The organism is Mesorhizobium sp. B2-1-3, assembly GCF_006442495.1.
Classification (GTDB): Bacteria; Pseudomonadota; Alphaproteobacteria; order Rhizobiales; family Rhizobiaceae; genus Mesorhizobium.
In genome coordinates, this window is the sequence record NZ_VFWL01000002.1 from 56,037 (window position 1) to 78,336 (window position 22,300).

At 63.3% G+C, this 22,300-nt stretch carries 19 protein-coding genes and 1 tRNA gene; 19 read left to right on the forward strand and 1 reads right to left on the reverse strand.

Annotated features, from left to right (window positions below):
- The first annotated feature begins 8 nt into the window (after positions 1 to 8).
- The 18 genes from nuoF to FJ973_RS04900 all read left to right on the forward strand — a co-directional run bounded on the left by nuoF (position 9) and on the right by FJ973_RS04900 (position 21,160).
- Positions 9 to 1,313, forward strand: a complete 1,305-nt coding sequence (gene nuoF / locus FJ973_RS04815; protein ID WP_140521143.1) for an NADH-quinone oxidoreductase subunit NuoF — start codon at positions 9 to 11, stop codon at positions 1,311 to 1,313.
- A gap of 76 nt (positions 1,314 to 1,389) precedes the next feature.
- Positions 1,390 to 2,085 (forward strand): NADH-ubiquinone dehydrogenase, encoded by a 696-nt coding sequence (locus tag FJ973_RS04820; RefSeq protein ID WP_140521142.1) that lies wholly within the window; start codon positions 1,390 to 1,392, stop codon positions 2,083 to 2,085.
- A gap of 73 nt (positions 2,086 to 2,158) precedes the next feature.
- Positions 2,159 to 4,240 carry an NADH-quinone oxidoreductase subunit NuoG gene (nuoG, locus tag FJ973_RS04825; RefSeq protein WP_140521141.1) on the forward strand — a complete coding sequence of 694 codons (2,082 nt, stop codon included), beginning with the start codon at positions 2,159 to 2,161 and terminating at the stop codon, positions 4,238 to 4,240.
- Positions 4,241 to 4,242: 2 nt separating this feature from the next.
- Positions 4,243 to 5,286: an NADH-quinone oxidoreductase subunit NuoH gene (nuoH, locus tag FJ973_RS04830; protein WP_140495583.1), complete on the forward strand. Its 1,044-nt coding sequence runs from the start codon at positions 4,243 to 4,245 to the stop codon at positions 5,284 to 5,286.
- Positions 5,286 to 5,777, forward strand: coding sequence for an NADH-quinone oxidoreductase subunit NuoI (nuoI, locus tag FJ973_RS04835; RefSeq protein WP_140495584.1), 492 nt, complete (start codon positions 5,286 to 5,288; stop codon positions 5,775 to 5,777). The genes nuoH and nuoI overlap by 1 nt, the downstream gene beginning before the upstream one ends.
- Positions 5,778 to 6,003: 226 nt before the next feature.
- Positions 6,004 to 6,624, forward strand: a complete 621-nt coding sequence (locus FJ973_RS04840) for an NADH-quinone oxidoreductase subunit J (RefSeq protein ID WP_140495585.1) — start codon at positions 6,004 to 6,006, stop codon at positions 6,622 to 6,624.
- 1 nt (position 6,625) lies between these two features.
- On the forward strand, positions 6,626 to 6,934 hold the full coding sequence (gene nuoK / locus FJ973_RS04845; RefSeq protein ID WP_019858930.1) for an NADH-quinone oxidoreductase subunit NuoK: 309 nt from the start codon (positions 6,626 to 6,628) through the stop codon (positions 6,932 to 6,934).
- A gap of 10 nt (positions 6,935 to 6,944) precedes the next feature.
- Positions 6,945 to 8,918 carry an NADH-quinone oxidoreductase subunit L gene (gene nuoL, locus FJ973_RS04850; protein WP_140516407.1) on the forward strand — a complete coding sequence of 658 codons (1,974 nt, stop codon included), beginning with the start codon at positions 6,945 to 6,947 and terminating at the stop codon, positions 8,916 to 8,918.
- Positions 8,918 to 10,423, forward strand: coding sequence for an NADH-quinone oxidoreductase subunit M (locus FJ973_RS04855; protein WP_140495587.1), 1,506 nt, complete (start codon positions 8,918 to 8,920; stop codon positions 10,421 to 10,423). Before nuoL ends, FJ973_RS04855 begins: the two co-directional genes overlap by 1 nt.
- 19 nt (positions 10,424 to 10,442) lie before the next feature.
- Entirely contained in the window at positions 10,443 to 11,879 is a 1,437-nt protein-coding gene (gene nuoN / locus FJ973_RS04860; protein WP_140495588.1) for an NADH-quinone oxidoreductase subunit NuoN, read from the forward strand.
- Positions 11,880 to 11,883: 4 nt separating this feature from the next.
- Positions 11,884 to 12,705, forward strand: a complete 822-nt coding sequence (locus FJ973_RS04865) for a biotin--[acetyl-CoA-carboxylase] ligase (RefSeq protein ID WP_140555001.1) — start codon at positions 11,884 to 11,886, stop codon at positions 12,703 to 12,705.
- A gap of 94 nt (positions 12,706 to 12,799) precedes the next feature.
- Positions 12,800 to 14,470, forward strand: coding sequence for a ribonuclease J (locus FJ973_RS04870; RefSeq protein WP_140495590.1), 1,671 nt, complete (start codon positions 12,800 to 12,802; stop codon positions 14,468 to 14,470).
- Positions 14,471 to 14,572: 102 nt separating this feature from the next.
- Positions 14,573 to 14,977, forward strand: coding sequence for a methylmalonyl-CoA epimerase (gene mce / locus FJ973_RS04875; protein ID WP_140555002.1), 405 nt, complete (start codon positions 14,573 to 14,575; stop codon positions 14,975 to 14,977).
- Entirely contained in the window at positions 14,974 to 15,258 is a 285-nt protein-coding gene (locus FJ973_RS04880; protein ID WP_140495592.1) for a DUF1467 family protein, read from the forward strand. The genes mce and FJ973_RS04880 overlap by 4 nt, the downstream gene beginning before the upstream one ends.
- A 631-nt stretch (positions 15,259 to 15,889) precedes the next feature.
- On the forward strand, positions 15,890 to 17,218 hold the full coding sequence (gene proS / locus FJ973_RS04885; protein WP_140495593.1) for a proline--tRNA ligase: 1,329 nt from the start codon (positions 15,890 to 15,892) through the stop codon (positions 17,216 to 17,218).
- Entirely contained in the window at positions 17,215 to 18,501 is a 1,287-nt protein-coding gene (locus FJ973_RS04890) for a lipoprotein-releasing ABC transporter permease subunit (RefSeq protein WP_140516404.1), read from the forward strand. The genes proS and FJ973_RS04890 overlap by 4 nt, the downstream gene beginning before the upstream one ends.
- Positions 18,498 to 19,181: an ABC transporter ATP-binding protein gene (locus tag FJ973_RS04895; RefSeq protein WP_181170865.1), complete on the forward strand. Its 684-nt coding sequence runs from the start codon at positions 18,498 to 18,500 to the stop codon at positions 19,179 to 19,181. Before FJ973_RS04890 ends, FJ973_RS04895 begins: the two co-directional genes overlap by 4 nt.
- Before the next feature lie 731 nt (positions 19,182 to 19,912).
- Entirely contained in the window at positions 19,913 to 21,160 is a 1,248-nt protein-coding gene (locus tag FJ973_RS04900; protein ID WP_140555004.1) for a site-2 protease family protein, read from the forward strand.
- A gap of 16 nt (positions 21,161 to 21,176) precedes the next feature.
- Here the strand turns inward: FJ973_RS04900 and lipB are convergent, their stop codons facing one another.
- A complete protein-coding gene (gene lipB, locus FJ973_RS04905) occupies positions 21,177 to 21,920 on the reverse strand; it encodes a lipoyl(octanoyl) transferase LipB (RefSeq protein ID WP_140555005.1) in 744 nt (247 codons plus the stop codon).
- A gap of 180 nt (positions 21,921 to 22,100) precedes the next feature.
- Here lipB and FJ973_RS04910 point away from each other — a divergent pair.
- A tRNA-Leu gene (locus FJ973_RS04910) sits at positions 22,101 to 22,185 on the forward strand.
- Positions 22,186 to 22,300: the final 115 nt, after the last annotated feature.

The following is a 22,300-nucleotide window of genomic DNA, read 5'->3' on the forward strand; positions in this document are numbered from 1 at the left end:
GACGAACAATGCTTCAGGACAAAGACCGCATCTTCACCAACATCTACGGCCTCTTCGACAAGTCGCTGGCCGGCGCAATGGCGCGCGGCGCCTGGGACAACACGCCCGGCATCGTCGCCAAGGGGCGCGAGTGGATCGTCAACGAGATGAAGGCGTCGGGCCTGCGCGGCCGCGGCGGCGCCGGTTTCCCGACCGGCTTGAAATGGTCGTTCATGCCCAAGCAGAGTGACGGCCGGCCGAGCTATCTCGTCATCAATGCCGACGAATCCGAGCCCGGTACCTGCAAGGACCGCGACATTCTGCGCAACGATCCGCACACGCTGGTCGAAGGCGCCTTGCTCGCCGGCTTCGCCATGGGCGCGGTCGCGGCCTATATCTATGTGCGCGGCGAGTTCATCCGCGAGCGCGAGGCGCTGCAGCGTGCCATCGACGAGGCCTATGAGGCCAAGCTGATCGGCAAGGGCAACACTTCAGGCTACGATTTCGACGTCTATATGCACCATGGCGCCGGGGCTTATATCTGCGGCGAGGAGACGGCGCTGCTCGAAAGCCTCGAGGGAAAGAAGGGCCAGCCCAGGCTGAAGCCACCATTTCCGGCCAATGTCGGCCTTTATGGCTGCCCGACCACCGTCAACAACGTCGAATCGATCGCGGTGGCGCCGACGATCCTGCGCCGGGGCGCGGCCTGGTTCTCATCCTTCGGCCGGCCCAACAACGTCGGCACCAAGCTGTTCTGCGTCTCCGGCCACGTCAACAATCCGTGCACCGTCGAAGAGGCGATGTCGATCCCATTCCGCGAGCTGATCGAGACGCATTGCGGCGGCATCCGTGGCGGCTGGGACAATCTTCTGGCGGTCATTCCTGGCGGCGCCTCGGTGCCGCTGGTGCCGGCCGAGCAGATCATCGATACGCCGATGGATTTCGACGCGCTGCGCGACCTCAAATCCGGCCTCGGCACGGCGGCCGTCATCGTCATGGACAAGTCGACCGATGTCGTCAAAGCCATCGCGCGGCTGTCCTACTTCTACAAGCATGAGAGCTGCGGCCAATGCACGCCGTGCCGTGAAGGCACCGGCTGGATGTGGCGGGTGATGGAGCGGCTGGTGCGCGGCGAGGCGCAGAAGCGCGAGATCGACATGCTGCTCGACGTGACCAAGCAGGTCGAAGGCCACACGATTTGCGCGCTGGGCGACGCGGCCGCTTGGCCGATCCAGGGCCTGATGCGGCACTTCCGCGGCGAGGTGGAGCGGCGCATCGACGAATTTTCGCGCAACGCGCACCGGGCCGAGCCGGTGTTGGTGGCGGCGGAATAGAGAAGCATTGAATGGGCGATAGCCCGGAGCGAGAAGAACGGGGCGGGGCGAACGAAGAAACGACCAGGAGAATTCTATGGCGCCGTATTCGACACCCCACCCGTTGATGCCCAATTTGGACCAGATCGAGAAGATGAACCAGGACCTGACCAGGATGATGCCGAAGGAGATGGCCGGCGCCGTCAACCTTCTGGCGCACCCTGTCGCGGGCGCGGCGGCGATGTCGGCTCTGGGACTTGGGCTCGCCAACCACGCTTTCGGCGTCTGGTTGGGCGCGCTGTCGGGCGCAGCCGAGGCGTCGCAACGCCTCATGCAGCCGCTCATCGAGGATTTCGAGGCGCGCGTCGAACAATTCGAGGATGCGAGCCTTTCATCCACCAGAGCGCGGGCGACGGCCAAGACCCTGATTGCGGAGGCGCAGTCCTTCGCGCAGGAAGTCACCGACATTGCCGCCAGGGAGGCCACCACCACGGTGCCGGCGGCACAGGCGGGGCGGTCAGCGGACGAGCTTCCGGATGTGCTGCTGCCCGAGGATTTCAGGCAGCCCAAGGCTGTGGACAGGCCGGCGAAGCCTTCGGATCTCAAGAAGATATCGGGCATCGGCCCGAAGCTGGAGACGGTGCTCAACGGGCTCGGCATCTGGACGTTCCGCCAGATCGCCGACTGGTCACCCGAAGAGATCGCCTGGGTCGACGACTACCTGTCGTTCAACGGCCGTATCGTGCGCGACGACTGGATTGCCCAGGCGGCTGTGCTGGCCGCGAAGAAGTGAGTGAAATGCCGGGCGCCGCGTCTGTCGCGCCCGGGAAATGAGATTGCGGGAAATCCGCAGAGGTTTGAGGCGAATGGCAAAGCTCAAGGTCGACGGGAAAGAAATCACTGTACCCGACCATTACACGCTGCTGCAGGCGGCAGAGGACGCGGGGGCGGAAGTGCCGCGCTTCTGCTTCCACGAGCGGTTGTCGATCGCCGGCAATTGCCGCATGTGCCTGATCGAGGTGAAGGGCGGGCCGCCCAAGCCGCAAGCGTCCTGCGCCATGGGCGTGCGCGACCTGCGTCCCGGTCCGAACGGAGAAGCGCCGGAAATCTTCACCAACACGCCGATGGTCAAGAAGGCCAGGGAAGGCGTGATGGAATTCCTGCTGATCAACCATCCGCTGGATTGCCCGATCTGCGACCAGGGCGGCGAATGCGACCTGCAGGACCAGGCGATGGCCTTCGGCGTTGATTCCTCGCGCTATCACGAGAACAAGCGCGCGGTCGAAGACAAGTATATCGGCCCGCTGGTCAAGACGGTGATGAACCGCTGCATCCACTGCACGCGCTGCGTTCGCTTCACCACCGAGGTTGCCGGCATTTCCGAACTCGGCCTGATCGGCCGCGGCGAGGATGCCGAGATCACCACCTATCTCGAGCAGGCGATGACCTCGGAGCTGCAGGGCAATGTCATCGACCTGTGCCCCGTCGGCGCGCTGACCTCCAAGCCTTTCGCCTTCCAGGCACGGCCGTGGGAACTGACCAAGACCGAATCCATCGACGTCATGGATGCCGTCGGCTCGGCGATCCGCGTCGACAGCCGCGGCCGCGAGGTGATGCGCATCCTGCCGCGCGTCAACGAGGCGGTGAACGAGGAGTGGATCTCCGACAAGACCCGCTTCATCTGGGACGGCCTGCGCACGCAGCGTCTCGACCGGCCCTATGTACGCAAGGACGGTAAGCTGGTCCCGGCGAGCTGGGCCGAGGCCTTCACGGCGATCAAGGACGCCGTGTCGAAGACTACGCCCGAGAAGATCGGCGCCATAGCGGGCGATCTTGCCGCGGTCGAGGAAATCTACGCGCTGAAGCTCCTGATGGCCGCACTCGGTTCGAAGAACATGGATTGCCGCCAGGACGGCGCCGCGCTCGACCCGTCGCTTGGCCGGGCAAGCTACATTTTCAACCCCACCATCGAAGGCATCGAACAGGCGGACGCGGTGCTGATCATCGGCGCCAATCCGCGCTTCGAAGCCTCGGTGCTCAACGCCCGCATCCGCAAGCGCTGGCGGGTCGGCAATCTGCCGGTCGGCGTCATCGGCGATGTCGGGGATACACGCTATGACTACGAACTGCTGGGCGCAGGACCGGAATCGCTCAAGGATCTGGCCGACGGTGATGGCAAGTTCTTCCAGGTGCTGAAGAAGGCCACGCATCCGCTCATCATCGTCGGCCAGGGCGCGCTGGCACGCCCCGATGGCGCGGCGGTGCTCGGCCAGGCAGCGAAGCTCGCCATGGCCGTGAACGCCGCGCGCGCGGACTGGAACGGCTTTGCCGTGCTGCACAATGCGGCTGGACGCGTCGGCGGCCTCGACCTTGGCTTCGTGCCGAGCGAGGGCGGCAGGAACGTCGCCGGCATGCTGGGCGAGACGGACGTGCTGTTCTTGCTGGGCGCCGACGAAATCGACATGGCAAAGACCGGCGGCGCTTTCGTGGTCTATGTGGGCACCCATGGCGATGCCGGCGCGCACCGCGCCAACGTCATCCTGCCGGGCGCTGCCTACACCGAGAAGTCGGGCACCTATGTCAACACGGAAGGGCGCGTGCAGCAGACCAACCGCGCCGGCTTCGCGCCGGGCGACGCGCGCGAGGATTGGGCCATCATCAGGGCATTGTCGGATGTACTGGGCAAGAAGTTGCCGTTCGATTCACTGCCGCAGCTGCGCGCTAAACTCTACGGCGAGTACCCGCATCTTGCCCGCATCGACCAGGTTGCTGCGGGCAATGCCGAGGATATCGCCAATGTGGCGAAGCTCAGCGGACGGCTGAACAAGGGCACGTTCACGTCGCCGGTCCAGGACTTCTACCTGACCAACCCGATCGCGCGGGCCTCTGCCGTGATGGCGGAGTGCTCTGCGCTGGCCAAGAGCGGCTTCAAGCAGGCGGCGGAATAAGCATGGACACCTTCTTCTCCTTTTACGTGCTGCCGGCGCTGATCATCGTGTTGAAGTCGGTCGTGCTGATCGTCGTGCTTCTCATCGCCGTCGCCTACCTGCTCTATGCCGACCGCAAGATCTGGGCGGCGGTGCAACTTCGCCGCGGCCCGAACGTCGTCGGCCCCTGGGGCACGCTGCAGGCCTTTGCCGATCTGTTGAAGTTCGTCTTCAAGGAGCCGGTGATCCCGTCCGGCGCCAACAAGGGCGTGTTTCTTTTGGCGCCGTTGGTATCGGCGGTTCTGGCGATCTCAGCCTGGGCGGTCATTCCGGTCAGCCAGGGCTGGGCCGTCGCCAACGTCAATGTCGGTATCCTCTATGTCTTCGCCATCTCCTCGCTCGAGGTCTATGGCGTGATCATGGGCGGCTGGGCGTCCAATTCGAAATATCCGTTCCTCGGGGCGCTGCGTTCGGCAGCACAAATGGTGTCCTACGAGGTCTCGATCGGCTTCGTCATCGTCACCGTGCTGCTTTGCGTCGGCTCGCTCAACCTGTCCGACATCGTGCTGTCGCAGCAGGATGGGCTGGGCACCAGGCTCGGCCTGCCCAACACCTTCCTCGACTGGCACTGGCTGTCGCTGTTGCCGATGTTCGTCATCTTCTTCATCTCGGCGCTAGCCGAGACGAATCGCCCGCCTTTCGACCTCGTCGAAGCCGAATCGGAACTGGTCGCCGGCCACATGGTCGAATATTCGTCGACGCCGTTCCTGCTGTTCTTCCTCGGCGAATATGTCGCCGTCGTGCTGATGTGCGCGCTGGCCACCATCCTGTTCCTCGGCGGCTGGCTGCCGCCGTTCGACTTCGCGCCCTTCACCTGGGTGCCGGGGGTGATCTGGTTCGTGCTCAAGATCTGCCTGATGTTCTTCATGTTCTCCATGGTGAAGGCGTTCGTGCCGCGTTACCGCTACGACCAACTGATGCGGCTTGGCTGGAAGGTGTTCCTGCCGATCTCGTTGTTCATGGTGGTGCTGACCGCCGCCTTCCTCAAGATCACGGGGTTTGCGTGATGTCCGCTCTGTCCCAGGCCGCCAAATCGCTGCTGCTGAAGGATTTCGTCAGCGCCTTCTTCTTGTCGATGCGCCAGTTCTTCGCGCCGAAGGAGACGATCAATTATCCGCACGAGAAAGGGCCGGTGAGCCCGCGCTTCCGCGGCGAGCATGCCTTGCGCCGTTATCCCAATGGCGAGGAACGCTGCATAGCCTGCAAATTGTGCGAGGCGATCTGCCCGGCGCAGGCCATCACCATCGAGGCCGGCCCGCGCCGCAACGACGGCACGCGCCGTACCGTGCGCTACGACATCGATATGGTGAAGTGCATCTATTGCGGCTTCTGCCAGGAAGCCTGCCCGGTCGACGCCATCGTCGAGGGGCCGAATTTCGAATTCGCGACCGAGACGCGCGAGGAACTCTACTACGACAAGGATAGGCTGCTGGCGAATGGCGACCGGTGGGAGCGCGAACTGGCGCGCAACATCTCGCTGGACGCACCGTACCGCTGATATCGCATGGACAGGGGCGAGGGCCCTTGTCCGGGGATGACCCGAAGCATTTCAGGCAAGGTCATCCCTCAGGACTTCAGAGTTGCCCATGTTTCTTTGCGCCGGGTCTTTCAACCCGGTTGGAACATGGGCTAGGACAACGCGGCTTCGCACCGGAGGCGGAACGAAGCCACAGACAACAAACAGGACGAACGTCCTGTTTGGACAGGAACCCGGGGGAACCCCAATGCTGAGTGGACTAGAGGCGGCCTTTTTCTACCTCTTCGCCTTTGTCGCCGTGGCGTCGGCGTTCATGGTCATTTCGTCGCGCAACCCCGTGCATTCGGTGCTGTTCCTGATCCTGACCTTCTTCAACGCCGCCGGCCTGTTCATGCTGACGGGCGCCGAGTTCCTGGCGATGATCCTGCTCGTCGTCTATGTCGGCGCTGTCATGGTGCTGTTCCTGTTCGTCGTCATGATGCTCGACGTCGACTTCGCCGAGATGAAGGAGGGCGCTCTGCAATATGCGCCGATCGGCGCGCTGGTCGGACTGATCCTGGCGGCGGAACTGATCGTGGTGCTCGGCGGCTATACCTTCGCGCCGCAGCTCGCCTCGACGGTATCGAAGCCGATTCCCGATCTCGCGGCGCGCTCGAATACGGCAGCGCTCGGCGACATCCTCTATACGGACTACCTCTACTACTTCCAGATCTCGGGCCTCGTGCTGCTGGTGGCCATGATCGGTGCCATCGTTTTGACGCTGCGCCACAAGGAAGGGGTCAAGCGGCAGTCGATCGCAGCCCAGGTCGCCCGCACGGCGGCGACGGGCATGGAAATCCGCAAGGTCAAGTCGGGCGAAGGAGTCTGAGATGGTCGTCGGCATCGCACATTATCTGACCGTATCGGCGATCCTTTTCACGCTCGGCGTGTTCGGCATCTTCCTGAACCGTAAGAACGTGATCGTCATCCTGATGTCGGTCGAGTTGATCCTGCTTGCGGTCAATATCAATTTCGTCGCCTTTTCGGCGGCTCTCGGCGACCTCGTCGGCCAGGTGTTCGCGCTGTTCGTGCTGACGGTCGCGGCGGCGGAGGCCGCCATCGGACTTGCCATTCTCGTCGTCTTCTTCCGCAACCGCGGCTCGATCGCGGTCGAAGACGTGAACATGATGAAGGGTTGACGGAACCACCATGTACCAGGCCATCGTCTTCCTTCCGCTGCTCGGCTTCCTGATCGTCGGCCTGTTCGGCACGTCGCTCGGCGCCAAGGCGTCCGAATACATCACCTCCGGCTTCCTGGTGATCGCGGCGGTGCTGTCGTGGGTTGCTTTCTTCACCGTCGGCTTCGGCCATGGCGAGGTGTTCACCGTGCCGGTGCTGCGCTGGATCCAGTCCGGCGGACTGGAGGCGTCCTGGGCGCTCAGGATCGACACTCTGACGGTGGTCATGCTGGTGGTGGTCAACACCGTGTCGGCGCTGGTCCATATCTACTCGATCGGCTACATGCACCACGATCCGAACCGGCCGCGTTTCTTTGCCTATCTGTCGCTGTTCACCTTCGCCATGCTGATGCTGGTGACGGCCGACAACCTCGTGCAGATGTTCTTCGGTTGGGAAGGGGTGGGCCTGGCGTCCTACCTGCTGATCGGCTTCTGGTACAAGAAGCCCTCGGCCAACGCCGCGGCCATCAAGGCCTTCGTCGTCAACCGCGTCGGCGATTTCGGCTTCGCGCTCGGCATCTTCGGCGTGTTCGTGCTGTTCGGCTCGGTCAATCTCGGCACCATCTTCGCCAATGCGGCGACGTTCATCCCGGCTGAAGGCGCCCCGCAAGGTGCTGCGGTGCTGACCTTCCTCGGTTATGCGCTGGATAAGCAGGCAGCGATGACGATCGTCTGCCTGCTGCTGTTCATGGGTGCCATGGGCAAGTCGGCGCAGGTGCCGCTGCACACCTGGCTGCCGGACGCCATGGAAGGCCCGACGCCGGTCTCGGCGCTCATCCATGCCGCCACCATGGTGACGGCCGGCGTGTTCATGCTGGCGCGGCTGTCGCCGCTGTTCGAGCTGTCGCATTCGGCGCTGACGGTGGTGACCTTCATCGGCGCCTTCACCGCCTTCTTCGCGGCGACCGTCGGCCTCGTCCAGAACGACATCAAGCGCGTCATCGCCTATTCGACCTGCTCGCAACTTGGCTACATGTTCGTGGCGCTCGGCGTCGGCGCCTATGGTGCGGCGATCTTCCACCTGTTCACGCATGCCTTCTTCAAGGCGCTGCTGTTCCTCGGCTCGGGCTCGGTCATCCATGCGGTTTCCGACGAGCAGGACATGCGCAAGATGGGCGGCCTGAGGACGCTGATCCCGACGACCTACTGGATGATGGTAATCGGCACCCTGGCGCTGACCGGCGTCGGCATTCCGGTCACCGTTATCGGCACCGCCGGGTTCTTCTCCAAGGATGCCATCATCGAGACGGCCTTTGCCGGGCATAATTCCGTGGCGGGCCTCGCCTTCGTGCTGCTGGTGATCGCCGCCGGCTTCACCTCCTTCTATTCCTGGCGGCTGATCTTCATGACCTTCCACGGCAGGCCGCGGGCGAGCCATGAGGTGATGCACCATGTCCATGAATCGCCGCCGGTGATGCTGGTGCCGCTGTTCGTGCTGGCGGCGGGCGCGCTGTTTGCCGGCATCATCTTCCACGGTGCCTTCATTGGCGAAGGCTATGCCGAATTCTGGAAGGCGTCGCTGTTCACACTGCCGGACAATCACATCCTGCACGACATTCACGAACTGCCGCTATGGGTCGAGCTGTCGCCGTTCATCGCCATGCTGATCGGCCTGGCGCTGGCGTGGAAGTTCTACATCCGCTCGCCGGAAATGCCGGTCAATCTGGCCGCCCAGCATCGCGGGCTCTATGCCTTCCTGCTCAACAAATGGTATTTCGACGAGCTCTATGACTTCCTCTTTGTGCGGCCGGCCAAACGCCTCGGTTCCTTCCTGTGGAAGACCGGCGACGGCACCGTCATCGATGGTCTCGGGCCTGACGGCATTTCGGCACGCGTCGTCGATGTCACCAACCGCGTCGTCAAGTTGCAGACCGGCTATCTCTATCACTATGCCTTCGCCATGCTGATCGGCGTTGCCGCATTCGTCACCTGGATGATGCTCTGATGACCGCTTGGCCAATTCTCTCGCTGGTCACCTTCCTGCCGTTGGTTGGTGTGCTGCTCATCCTGTTCATCAACGACGACAGCGAAAACGCACGCCGCAACATCCGCGCCATCGCGCTGCTGACGACGACGTTCACCTTCATCGTCTCGCTGTTCATCTGGACCGGCTTCGACAATTCGCAAGCCGGCTTCCAGTTCGTCGAGAAGGTCGCCTGGCTCGATTCCGGCATCTCCTACCATATGGGCGTCGACGGCATTTCGATGCTGTTCGTCATTCTGACCACATTCCTGATGCCGCTCTGTATCCTGGCGTCGTGGGAAGCGATCGAGAAGCGCGTCAAGGCCTACATGATCGCCTTCCTGCTGCTCGAAACGCTGATGATCGGCGTGTTCTGCGCGCTCGACATCGTGCTGTTCTACGTCTTCTTCGAAGCCGGCCTGATCCCGATGTTCATCATCATCGGCGTCTGGGGCGGCAAGCGCCGCGTCTATGCCTCCTTCAAGTTCTTCCTCTACACGCTCGCCGGCTCGGTGCTGATGCTGCTCGCCATCATGGCGATGTTCTACCAGTCCGGCACGACCGATATCCCGACGCTGTTGACGCACAATTTCCCCGCCAACATGCAGACATGGCTGTGGCTCGCCTTCTTCGCCTCCTTCGCGGTGAAGATGCCGATGTGGCCGGTGCATACCTGGCTGCCGGATGCGCATGTCGAGGCGCCGACAGCCGGTTCGGTGATCCTGGCCGCCATTCTGTTGAAGATGGGCGGATACGGCTTCCTGCGGTTCTCCTTGCCGATGTTCCCGCTGGCCTCCGAGATGTTCGCGCCGCTGGTCTTCGCACTTTCGGTCGTCGCCATCATCTACACCTCGCTGGTGGCGCTGATGCAGGAGGACATGAAGAAGCTGATCGCCTATTCGTCGGTCGCCCATATGGGCTTCGTGACCATGGGCATCTTCGCCATGAACCAGGAAGGCGTGCAGGGCGCGATCTTCCAGATGCTCAGCCACGGCCTGGTCTCGGGCGCGCTGTTCCTGTGCGTCGGCGTCATCTATGACCGCATGCACACGCGTGAGATCGCCGCCTATGGCGGCCTGGTCAACAACATGCCGAAATACGCCACCGTGTTCCTGATCTTCACCATGGCCAATGTCGGCCTGCCGGGCACGTCAGGCTTCGTCGGCGAGTTCCTGACCATGCTCGGCGTGTTCCGGGTCAATACCTGGGTGGCGTTCTTCGCTGCCACCGGCGTCATCCTGTCGGCCGCCTACGCGCTTTGGCTCTACCGCCGGGTGATCTTCGGCGCGCTGACCAAGGACAGCCTCAAGGGCCTGCTCGACCTGTCGACACGCGAGAAGGCGATCATCTATCCGCTGGTTGTGCTGGTCATCTTCTTCGGCGTCTATCCCGCTCCCGTCTTCGACGCGACGGCCCAGTCGGTCAAGTCGCTCGTCACCAATGTCACCGCATCCATCGGCGCCGCGCAGACCGCGGCGGCGAACTGACCCAGGGGTTTTGCGAACCATGACGCCGGACCTTCTCTCCAGCCTGTCGCTCTCGACGCCCGAGCTGATCCTTGCCATCGGCGCGCTCGCGCTGCTGATGGTCGGGGCCTATTCGCGCGCCAACACCGCCAACACCGTGACCGGCCTTGCCGTTGCCGTGCTGGTGATATCGGGCGCCTGGCTGATCTTCTCCACCGGGCAGGGCAGCGCCTACGGCAATGCCTTCATCCAGGATTCCTTTGCCCGCTTCATGAAGCTGCTGGCGCTGGTGGGCTCGGCGGTGACGCTGATCATGTCGATGCGCTTCGCCAGGGCGGAGCGGTTCGACAAGTTCGAATATCCGGTGCTGATCCTTCTGTGCACGCTCGGCATGATGCTGATGATCTCCGCCAACGGCATGATCGGGCTCTATCTCGGCCTCGAGCTTCAGTCGCTGGCGATCTATGTCTTGTGCGCGATCAACCGCGAGAACCTGCGCTCGACCGAGGCGGGCCTGAAGTACTTCGTCCTCGGCGCGCTGTCGTCGGGCATGCTGCTCTATGGCATCAGCCTGGTCTATGGTTATACCGGCAACACCGGGTTCCAGGAGATCGCGACGGCGCTGGGCGGCGGAGAGCGCCAGCTTGGCCTCGTCTTCGGCCTGGTCTTCGTGCTGGCCGGCCTCGCCTTCAAGATCTCGGCGGTGCCGTTCCACATGTGGACGCCCGACGTCTATGAGGGTGCGCCGACACCGGTGACGGCTTTCCTGGCGGCGGCACCCAAAATGGCGGCTATGGCGCTGATCGTGCGCGTCACCATGGGCGCGTTCAAGCCGATCGCTTCCGACTGGCAGCAGATCATCGTCTTCATCTCCATCGCCTCGATGGCGCTCGGCTCTTTCGCGGCGATCGGCCAGACCAACATCAAGCGCCTGATGGCCTACTCCTCGATCGGCCACATGGGCTACGCGCTGGTTGGCCTTGCCGCCAACAGCCAGGCCGGCGTGCGCGGCGTCGCGATCTACATGCTGATCTATCTGGTGATGACGCTCGGCACCTTCGCCTTCATTCTCGCCATGCGGCGCAAGGAAGGCAATGTCGAGCAGATCAGCGACCTGGCAGGCCTGTCCTCGACCAACCCGATCATGGCGACGATCCTGACCATCCTGATGTTCTCGCTGGCCGGCATCCCGCCGCTCGCCGGCTTCTGGGGGAAGTGGTACGTCTTTCTCGCCGCCATCAATGCCAACCTCTACGCGCTGGCGATCATCGGCGTGCTGGCCTCGGTAGTGGGCGCCTATTATTACCTGCGCATCATCAAGATCATGTGGTTCGACGAACCGGTCGGCGGCTTCGTGCCGATGGCCAGTGAATTGCGCCTCGTACTCGGTGTCTCCGGCGCTTTCGTGCTGTTCTATGTGCTGATCGGCGGTCCGATCGGCACCTATGCCGAAGCCGCCGCCAAGACATTCTTCTGACGGGATGGCATTTCGGCTGGCTCCAACCTCGGCGTCGGAAGGATTCCGGCTGGAGGCGCATGACAGCGTCGGCTCCACCAATGCGCTGGCGCTGGATCACGCCCGGGCCGGCGACCCCGGCAGATTGTGGGTCGTTTCCAAGAAACAGGAAAGCGGGCGCGGGCGGCGCGGCCGCGTCTGGGCGACACCCGAGGGCAATCTGGCGGCGACGCTGCTCGTCCTCACCGGGGGCGAGCTTCGCCTCGCCGCGACGCTCGGTTTCGTCGCCGGCCTGGCGCTGGCCGATGCGCTCGACGCCGTGGTGCCGGCGGGCCGGATCGCCATCGGCCTCGACGGCGGCAATGAAGGCAAGAACCGTTTCGAGCTGAAATGGCCGAACGACGTGCTCGCCTCCGGCGCCAAGCTCGCCGGCATCCTGCTGGAATCGGCCATGCTGGACGGCGGCCGTTTCGCGGTGGCGGTCGGCATCGGCGTCAATGTTGTGGCGTACCCTGAGGATTTGCCGTATCCCGCGACGTCGCTTCACGCACTGGGTGCGGCATGCGATGCCGAAACGCTGTTCCTGGCGCTGTCGGATGCCTGGAGCGAGAATGCCCGCCTGTGGGACGACGGGCGGGGACTTGCCGCCGTCAGGCGGCGCTGGCTGGCACGCGCGGCAGGGCTTGGCGGCGAGGTTGCTGTCAGAATTGACGGTAATGTGGTGCGCGGGGTGTTCGAGACCATTGACGAGGACTGCCGTTTCGTGATCCGCGACGATGAGGGCTCGGTTTTGACGATCGCCGCCGGCGATGTGCATTTCGGCGCGGTCGCATCCGCCCGGCTATAGTTTTGTTTTTGCGCAATTCCAGACGGAAAACCGTTACAGACTTTTCCCGGAATTGCTTCAATGGCTTGGCCTGAGGGCCAGGAAGGAAAAAATCATGGCGAAAGCGGAAAACGCCGAACTCGTCTTCGTGCCGCTGGGCGGCGTCGGCGAGATCGGTATGAACTTCGCTCTCTACGGCTATGGTCCGCCGAGCGCGCGCGAATGGATCGTCATCGACGTCGGCGTCACCTTTCCCGACGCGGCGCATCCGGGCGTCGACCTGATCCTGCCCGACACGCGCTTCATCGAAGAGAACATCGCCAATTTGCGCGGTATCGTGATCACCCACGCGCATGAGGACCACTATGGCGCGCTGCTGGATATCTGGCCGAGGCTCAAGGCGCCGGTGTGGATGACGCCGTTCAGCGCCGGGCTGCTGGAAGCCAAGCGCCAGGGCGAGCAGGGCGCGCCGAAGATCCCGCTGACCATCTACCGCGCGGGCGAAAAATTCACTGTCGGTCCGTTCGAAATCGAGGCGATCCCGGTCGCGCATTCGATTCCCGAACCGATGTCGCTGGCCATCACCTCGCCGGCAGGCACCGTCATCCACACCGGCGACTGGAAGATCGACCCGGCGCCGACGATCGGACCCAAGACCGACGAAGCACGGTTCCGCGCCTATGGCGACAAGGGCGTGCTGGCGCTGGTCTGCGATTCGACCAATGCTATGCGCGAAGGCGAATCGCCATCGGAAGTCGCGGTCGGCGAGGGGCTGAAAGGGGTTATCCAGGCCGCCAAGGGCCGCGTCGCCGTCACCACCTTCTCCTCCAATGTCGGCCGTATCGTTTCCATCGCCAAGGCGGCGCGCGATGCCGGCCGTCAGTGCCTGGTGCTCGGCCGGTCGCTGAAGCGCGTCATCGATGTCGCCGGCGAACTCGGCTACATGGACGGTCTGCCTGAGTTCATCGCCGAGGAGGATTTCGGCTTCATTCCGCGCGAAAACCTGGTCGTCATCTGCACCGGCAGCCAGGGCGAGCCGCTGGCGGCGCTTGCCAAGCTCTCGCGCGACGAGATGAAGTCGGTGTCGCTGACGGCCGGCGACACGGTGGTGTTTTCCTCGCGTACCATTCCCGGCAACGAGAAGGCGATCCTCGAAATTAAGAACCGCCTCGTCGATCTCGGCATCAAGATCATCGAGGACGGCGATGCGCTGGTTCATGTCTCCGGCCATCCGCGGCGCAGCGAATTGCGCAAGATGTATGAATGGGTACGGCCGCAGATCGGCGTTCCAGTGCATGGCGAGGCCGCGCATCTGGTGGCGCAGGGCTCGCTGATGTCGACGTCGGGCATCGGCCAGGTGGCGCAGGTGCGCGACGGCGACATGCTGCGGCTTGCTCCCGGCCCTGCCACGATCATCGACCAGGTGCCGTTCGGCCGCATCTACAAGGACGGCAGGTTGATCGGCACCGACCAGGCGATGGGCATTCGCGACCGTCGCAAACTGTCCTTTGCCGGCCATGTCGCGGTCAATGTGGTGCTGGACGAGAAGTATGAGCTCGCCGGCGACCCCGATCTCGTCGCAATCGGCGTCGCCGAGGCCGACGCCAGGGGCGAGACGCTGGAGGACCTGATGATCGATGCGGCAATCGGCGCGGTGGACTCCATCCCCCGTCAGCGCCGAAAAGATCTCGATCTGGTGCAGGAGGCGGTACGCCGTGCCGTACGTGGCGCCGCCAACGAAGCCTGGGGCAAGAAACCGCTGGTGACTGTATTCGTCACGCGGTGACGAATAGGGGAATAAGGCAGTAGGGGAGTAGGGGAGAATGAGCCGTTGCTTTTCTTCTGTCTTGTTTCCCTACTCCGTTACTCCCCTAAAGCGGAGCGCTCTATGCTTGGACGCCTGAACCATGTCGCGCTTGCGGTGCCGGATCTGGCTGCGGCTGTCGCTTGCTATCGCGACACGCTAGGCGCCGAAGTGAGCGAACCACAGGCGCTGCCCGGGCATGGCGTCACCGTGGTGTTCGTCAATGTCGGCAACACCAAGATCGAGTTGCTGGAGCCGCTCGGCGAGGGCTCGCCGATCGCGGCTTTCCTCGAGAAGAACCCGTCGGGCGGCATGCACCATCTCTGCTATGAGGTCGACGATATCCTTACCGCGCGGGACCGGCTCCAGGCAGCCGGCGCCCGGGTTCTGGGCGACGGCAAGCCGAAGACCGGCGCGCATGGCAAACCTGTGCTGTTCCTGCATCCGAAGGATTTCTTCGGCACGCTGATCGAACTGGAGCAATCATGAGCTGGGTTTCGTTCACCGCACTGTTTTTCGCGACCTGGTGGGTGGTGCTGTTTGCCGTTCTGCCGTTCAGCGTCAGGACGCAGGATGACGACCGTGACGTGACGCTGGGCACGGTGCCTAGCGCGCCGCGCGGACCACATATGCTGCGTGCGGTGATCCGCACCACCGTCGCCACGGCGGTGCTCATGGGCATTTTCTACGGCCTGACGCACGGGCTGGGATATAGCCTCAACGACATCCCGCACATCGTGCCGGAATTCGGCCAGGCCACGGCAAAATAGCAGCATTCAAACCGGCTCTTGCGCTTCGGGCGAGGTCATGCCGCCATTCGGCGCCGGCTCATCTGTTCAGGCTTCAAAAATCATGACGCAGGGTAAGGTGGTTTGGCAACGCATTGCGCTAAGCAGGTGATTGCACAAAAAAAATGCAAGGCACAAGGCCTTGCAATTTAAACGCGTCCGATCTGTTTCCGGTTTCCGGCGGCAGCGAGTAACCGCGCCTAGATCGCATCCTCCCAAGACTTTGACCGCGTAGGAGAACAGATTTTTCTCTGCTCTCTCGGTTATCGGGGCACATTAGCCCAACGGAAATGAAAATGTCACGAAGAATTTTGCCTTGAAACGGGCATTCTCGTGCTGCACTGCACAATAGTACGGCAGGCTTTGCTTGGGAAACCACCAGCCGGGCGTTTTATGCAACCGTGGCTCCTTCGATCGTCCAGCATTCGCGGCGCGCGCGAGGGGTGCTCAAAACGTTTTCATTCCGCGCGCCACGCCGTTCGTAAGCTGAATTTCCGATTTCCGGGTCGATGCGTCCGGGTTCCCATTGCGCCATGAAATGGCTATGAAGCCGGGGCAAGCAAGCCTGCGTCGCACCGATTCTGGCGCGGCCTCCTCATTCACGGACCAGTCCATGCGTTTGTCGCGCTATTTCCTGCCCATCCTCAAAGAGAATCCGCGCGAGGCGGAGATCGTCTCGCATCGGCTGATGCTGCGCGCCGGCATGATCCGCCAGCAGGGGCAGGGCAGTTTTTCCTGGCTGCCGCTGGGCAAACGGGTCCTGGACAAGGTCTGCCAGATCATCCGCGAGGAACAGAACCGCGCCGGCGCGCTGGAAATCCTGATGCCGACCATCCAGTCGGCCGACCTTTGGCGCGAAAGCGGCCGCTATAACGACTACGGCAAGGAGATGTTGCGCATCAAGGACCGCCAGGACCGCGACATGCTTTACGGCCCGACCAACGAGGAAATGGTCACCGAGATCTTCCGCGCCTATGTAAAGTCCTACAAGGACTTGCCGCTCAACCTCTACCACATCCAGTGGAAGTTCCGCGACGAGGTGCGGCCGCGCTTCGGCGTCATGCGCAGCCGGGAATTCCTGATGAAGGATGCCTACTCCTTCGATCTCGACTTCGAAGGCGCGAGAGCCGCCTACAACAGGATGTTCGTGTCCTATCTCCGGACCTTCACCCGCATGGGCCTACAGGCGATCCCGATGCGGGCCGACACCGGTCCGATCGGCGGCGATCTCAGCCATGAATTCATCATCCTGGCCGACACCGGCGAGAGCCAGGTGTTCTGCCATCGCGATTATCTGTCGCTCGGCGTGCCCGGAGCCAACACCGATTTCTCCAACGACGCCGAGATATCAGGCATCGTCAAGACCTGGACGACGCCTTACGCCGCGACCGACGAAATGCATGACGAAGCGGCCTGGGCTGAGGTTCCCGACAGCGACAAGGTTTCGGCGCGCGGCATCGAAGTCGGCCATATCTTCCATTTCGGCGAGAAATACTCCAAGCCGATGGGCGCCAAGGTGACCGGGCCCGACGGCAAGGATCATTTCGCTTCCGGCGGTTCCTACGGCATCGGCCCGTCGCGGCTGGTTGCGGCGATCATCGAAGCCAGCCATGACGAGAACGGCATCATCTGGCCGGAAGCGGTGGCGCCGTTCGACATCGGCCTGATCAACATGAAAGCCGGCGATGCCGATTGCGACCGTGTCTGCGATGAACTCAACGCAGCTTTCACTGCCGCCGGCAAGGATGTGCTCTATGACGACACCGACCAGCGGCCGGGCGGCAAGTTCGCCACCGCCGACCTGATCGGCCTGCCCTGGCAGGTGATCGTCGGACCGCGCGGCGTGGCCGCCGGCGAGGTCGAAATCAAGAACCGCAAGACCGGCGAGCGCGTGACGCTGCCGATCGCCGATGCGAAAAAACGCTTCGGTGCCGCCGCATGAGCGAGGCGGCGGCAGCGAGACCGGCAGGCGCCGGACCGTTTTCCATCTTCGAACGCACGGTGGCGTGGCGCTATCTGCGCTCGCGACGCAAGGAGACGGTGATCTCGGTCATCGCCTCGATCTCCTTCCTCGGCATCATGCTGGGGGTGGCGACGCTGATCGTGGTGATGGCCGTCATGAACGGGTTCAGGGCCGAGCTGCTCACCCGCATTCTCGGCGTAAACGGCCATCTGATCGTGCAGCCGCTGGATTCGCCGCTTGAGGACTATGCGCAGGTCGCCGGCCGCATCAACGGCGTGGCCGGCGTCAAATACGCCATTCCGCTGATCGACGGCCAAGTGCTGGCGCAAGGCAATGTCGGCGGCGGCTCCGGCGCGCTGGTGCGCGGTATCAGGGGCGAGGACCTGGGCAAGATCGCCATCGTCGCCAGCAACATCAAGCAGGGCTCGATCGCCGATTTCGACACGGGCGAGGGCGTCGCCATCGGCAAGCGCATGGCGGAGAATCTCGGCCTGGCGCTCGGCGACACGATCACGCTCATCTCGCCGGACGGCGACGTGACGCCGCTCGGCACGACGCCGCGCATGAAGGGCTACAAGATCGCGGCGATCTTCGAAGTCGGCATGTCGGAATATGACGCCTCCATCGTCTACATGCCGTTCTCGGAAGCGCAGCTTTATTTCAACATGGACGGACGGGCGCAGACGATCGAGATCTATGTCGACAATCCCGATGATGTCGACGCGCTGAAGCCGAAGGTGGAAGAAGCGGCGCAGCGACCCATCGACCTCGTCGACTGGCGGCAACGCAACGAGACCTTCTTTTCCGCCCTGCAGGTGGAGCGCAACGTCATGTTCATGATCCTGACGCTGATCGTGCTGGTGGCGGCGCTCAACATCATCTCCGGGTTGGTCATGCTGGTGAAGGACAAGGGGCACGACATCGCCATCCTGCGCACCATGGGCGCCTCGCGCGGCGCCATCCTGCGCATATTCCTGATGACGGGCGCGGCGATCGGCGTCACCGGCACCATCGCCGGCGTGCTGCTCGGCGTGATCATCTGCCTCAACATCGAATCGATCCGCGAGTTCTTTTCCTGGATGACGGGCAAGGTGCTGTTCAATCCAGAGCTCTATTTCCTCAGCCAGTTGCCGGCAAAGATGGATCCGCGCGAGACGACCTATGTCGTCATCATGGCGCTCGGCCTGTCCTTCCTGGCGACATTGTTCCCGGCCTGGCGGGCGGCTCGGCTCGATCCGGTCGAAGCATTGAGGTACGAGTGATGGCGCAGGCCATTATCGAGCTGAAGAGCGTCGAGCGGCACTATGTCCAGGGGCCGCGCAAGCTCACCATCCTCAACGGCGCCGACTTCTCGCTGCGGCGCGGCGAGATGGTGGCGCTGGTGGCGCCGTCCGGTACCGGCAAATCGACGCTGCTGCACACGGCCGGCCTTCTGGAGCGCCCGGATGCCGGCGACGTGATCCTGGCCGGACGCGCCTGCGGCCGGCTTTCCGACGACGAGCGCACGTCGATCCGCCGCAACGATGTCGGCTTCGTCTACCAGTTCCACCATCTGCTACCGGAGTTTTCGGCGCTGGAAAACATCATGATGCCGCAGCTCATCAAAGGGCTGCCGCGCAAGGAGGCGGCCGAGCGCGCGGCGCAGCTGCTCGACTACATGCAGATCGGCAAGCGTGCATCGCACCGGCCGTCCGAACTGTCGGGCGGCGAGCAGCAGCGCGTGGCAATCGCGCGTGCGGTCGCCAATGCGCCGCTGGTGCTGCTGGCGGACGAGCCCACCGGGAATCTCGACCCGGTCACTGCCTCCTATGTGTTCGAGGCGCTGGAGGCATTGGTGCGGCAATCCGGCCTCGCGGCGCTGATCGCCACCCACAATCACCAGCTGGCAGCGCGCATGGACCGGCGGGTCACCCTGGCCGAGGGCAAGGTGGTGCCGCTCTAAGGGGTACCTCGATGTCCGCTGCGAGATTGGGTTCAACCTTAACAACGTCCAGCGAGATTTCCGCGGGTTTAGTTTGCCTTCGGGGATACTGATCCCTCCGGGAGTCCTCTGGATCAGAACCGCCAGTGAGCCTTCAGTGCGATCAGGGCGGAAGAGATCGCGGTCATCACCAGGATGAGCAGCCAGGGTCACAAAGTTGCGCGAGAGGCGCCACCGGCGGCCTTGCCTCATGCGCTTTCGCCAGCGATCAGCTTGATTGGCGCCTTGGTGTTGCCTCACGTCCATCACTCGGCAGTCGTAGCTTACCCACTATTGTCTCTACTGAGATTGAGGGCAGCAGGCGCTCATCCCATATGCTAACTGACGATAGCGTCGCCGACATCTTCCTGACCTGTTGATAGGTCCCGCGCCGTCAACCTTTTCTTAACCCTGCCGGTTTGATCGCTCGAAAATTCCGGCAGCGGACGGATTCCGCTCGTTGACTTTGAAACAAAATTAGAACAAATTGCGAACATATCAACAACAGGAGAGAGTTATGACCGATCTGGTTCAGGATGTCATCTCGCTGGTTTGCATGAGCACCTTTCTCATTTCCATGGCGATCTGGATCGGAGCCATGTGAGATGGCGGTGTCTGCCGTCGCTGTTCCGGCGGACGAAAGTCCGCCTTGCCGTTAAGCCTTTCTTGCCGCCATGGCGCTAGGGTATCGCTCCTGAAAGCAGGAGCGCCGCGTGTCGCCCATCGTCACCGCCTTCCTCGTGGCCAGCAATCTCGGGCTGATCTTTCTCCTGATGAGCGTGCCGCTTGGTTTGCGCACAATCAGGCTCAGCCGCACGGTCGCGGCCGACCGGCAGCGTCTGTGGCAGGCGCTGTGGCCGCTCGGGAGCAATGCCGGCTGGTCCGGCGAAATCCTCTCGGCAGAGATGCTGGGCGAGGGAGTGGTCCGCACCAGAATGTCCTGGGAGGGCCGGGACGGCCTGCCGATCGAACGCAAGGCCTTGCTCGAGAATGTCGTGCACGGCAGGTGCTTTTCGATGCGCGTCATCGAGGACACGGCGCTCGATCCGTCTTTCTGGGCGCATTATCGGGAAACCGCGCAGTTGGTCTCGATTGGCGAGGCCACCCGGGTGACGCTCGCCCAGACCGACCGTTACCGCGGCCTGGCCTTCCTGGCGTTCCGCTATTTCGCCATGCGCCGCGAACTCGCCAAGCTGGATGGCTGGGCCAGGACAGGGCGGTATCGCAAGGGCGGCTGGTTCGAACATCCGCTGAGCCAGTTCGGCTTCGCCGCTCTCTCGGCATTCATCCTGTGGCCGTTCTTCGGGCTTCACCGCGGCGGGCTTGCTCTGGCCGCGATCCTGACTTCCGTTGTCGCCCTGCACGAGCTCGGCCACATGGCGGCATTCCGCCTGATGGGCCATCGCAGGGCGCGCATGATCTTCATCCCGCTGCTCGGCGGCCTCGCCATTGGCGGCCGGCCCTATGACAGCCGTTTCGAAGTTGCGTTCGTGGCGCTGATGGGCGCCGGGTTCTCTGCTTTCCTGGTGCCGTTGGCGATGATGGGCAGCACGTTTGCAAGCGCGGAAGGGCACTGGCTTGCCGCGACATTGCTGGCGACACTGGCGGGCTGTGCTGCCCTGTTCAACATCGCCAATCTGGTGCCGGTGTGGAAATTCGATGGCGGCCAGGTGCTGCGCCAGATCTGCCCGGGGCCGGTCGCGCTGGCGCTGGCCTCCTTCTTCCTGCTCTCGGCGTTCCTGGCGCTTGGCTGGCGGGCCGGCTTTTCCATCGGCTTTCTGCTCGTGGCCGGCGCGGTCTTTGCAATCCTCAGCCTTCTGACAGCGGGCAGCGGGGTGAAGCCGCGCCACGAACTGAAGCCGATCCGCACGGCCGACCGTTTCGTCATCGCGGGCGCGCTGCTGGCGGTGTTCCTCATCCACGGTTATGGAGTGCTCTGGGCGTCGGCACGGCTGATCTGAGCTGTCCGGGAAGCGTTCAGCCGGCCTCGCGGGCTGTTTCCACGGGCAAGGCCGTGGCTGGGCCGAAGACATCCTCGAACGCTGATTTCAGCGCCAGGTCGAGATCGGCCATCGTCACCGGCAGCCCGAGATCGACGAGGCTGGTGACGCCGTGGTCCTGCACGCCGCACGGCACGATACCGCTGAAATGGCCGAGGTCCGGCTCGACATTGATGGCGATACCGTGAAAACTCACCCAGCGCCTGAGCCGAATGCCTATTGCCGCGATCTTGTCCTCGGCGGCAGAGCCGTCCGGCAGGGCAGGGCGATCGGGCCGTACCACCCAGACGCCGACGCGATCCTCACGGCGCTCGCCATTGACGTTGAAGGCGGCGAGCGTGCCGATGATCCATTGTTCGAGGGCGGCGACGAAGGCGCGCACATCCTCCCGGCGGCGTTTCAGGTCGAGCATGACGTAGGCGACGCGCTGGCCCGGCCCATGATAGGTGTATTCGCCGCCGCGGCCGGCCGAAAACACCGGGAACCGGTTGGCGTCGATCAGGTCCTCGCTGCGCGCACTCGTGCCGGCGGTATAGAGCGGCGGATGTTCGACCAGCCAGACCATCTCGCCGGCGGCCCCGCTGCGGATCGCTTCGGCGCGCGCCTCCATGAAGGCAAGCGCCTCGGGGTAGGCGGTGAGGCCGGGCTCGATCGCCCATTCGACGGGCGCCGAACCGGGCAAAGGCAGGAACGACGTGGCGATCTGGCTGCGTTCTGGCATGGGATGTCTCTTGTTGTACTCCATATGGCGATATCGGGCCGAAACGTCCAGTTCGCGGTGCATTTTGGCGCTTTGATCCGTTTTGGCAATTCCCAGCGATTAAATGCTCGGGGCGCACTTGTTTCGCCGGAAACGATTTGCTACACGCCGCGAGCCGGTCGGTTCCGGCTCCTACCACGTGCGGTCGTGGCGGAATTGGTAGACGCGCAGCGTTGAGGTCGCTGTGGGGCAACCCGTGGAAGTTCGAGTCTTCTCGACCGCACCATTCTCTCTCCCCAGAATCTGATTTGTAGCGGCACCTCCAGCCCTACGGACACCGCGCATTTCGTTTGATATTCCCGCGCGTTACGCCAGTTTCTTTTTGAGCGTCGGATTTTCCC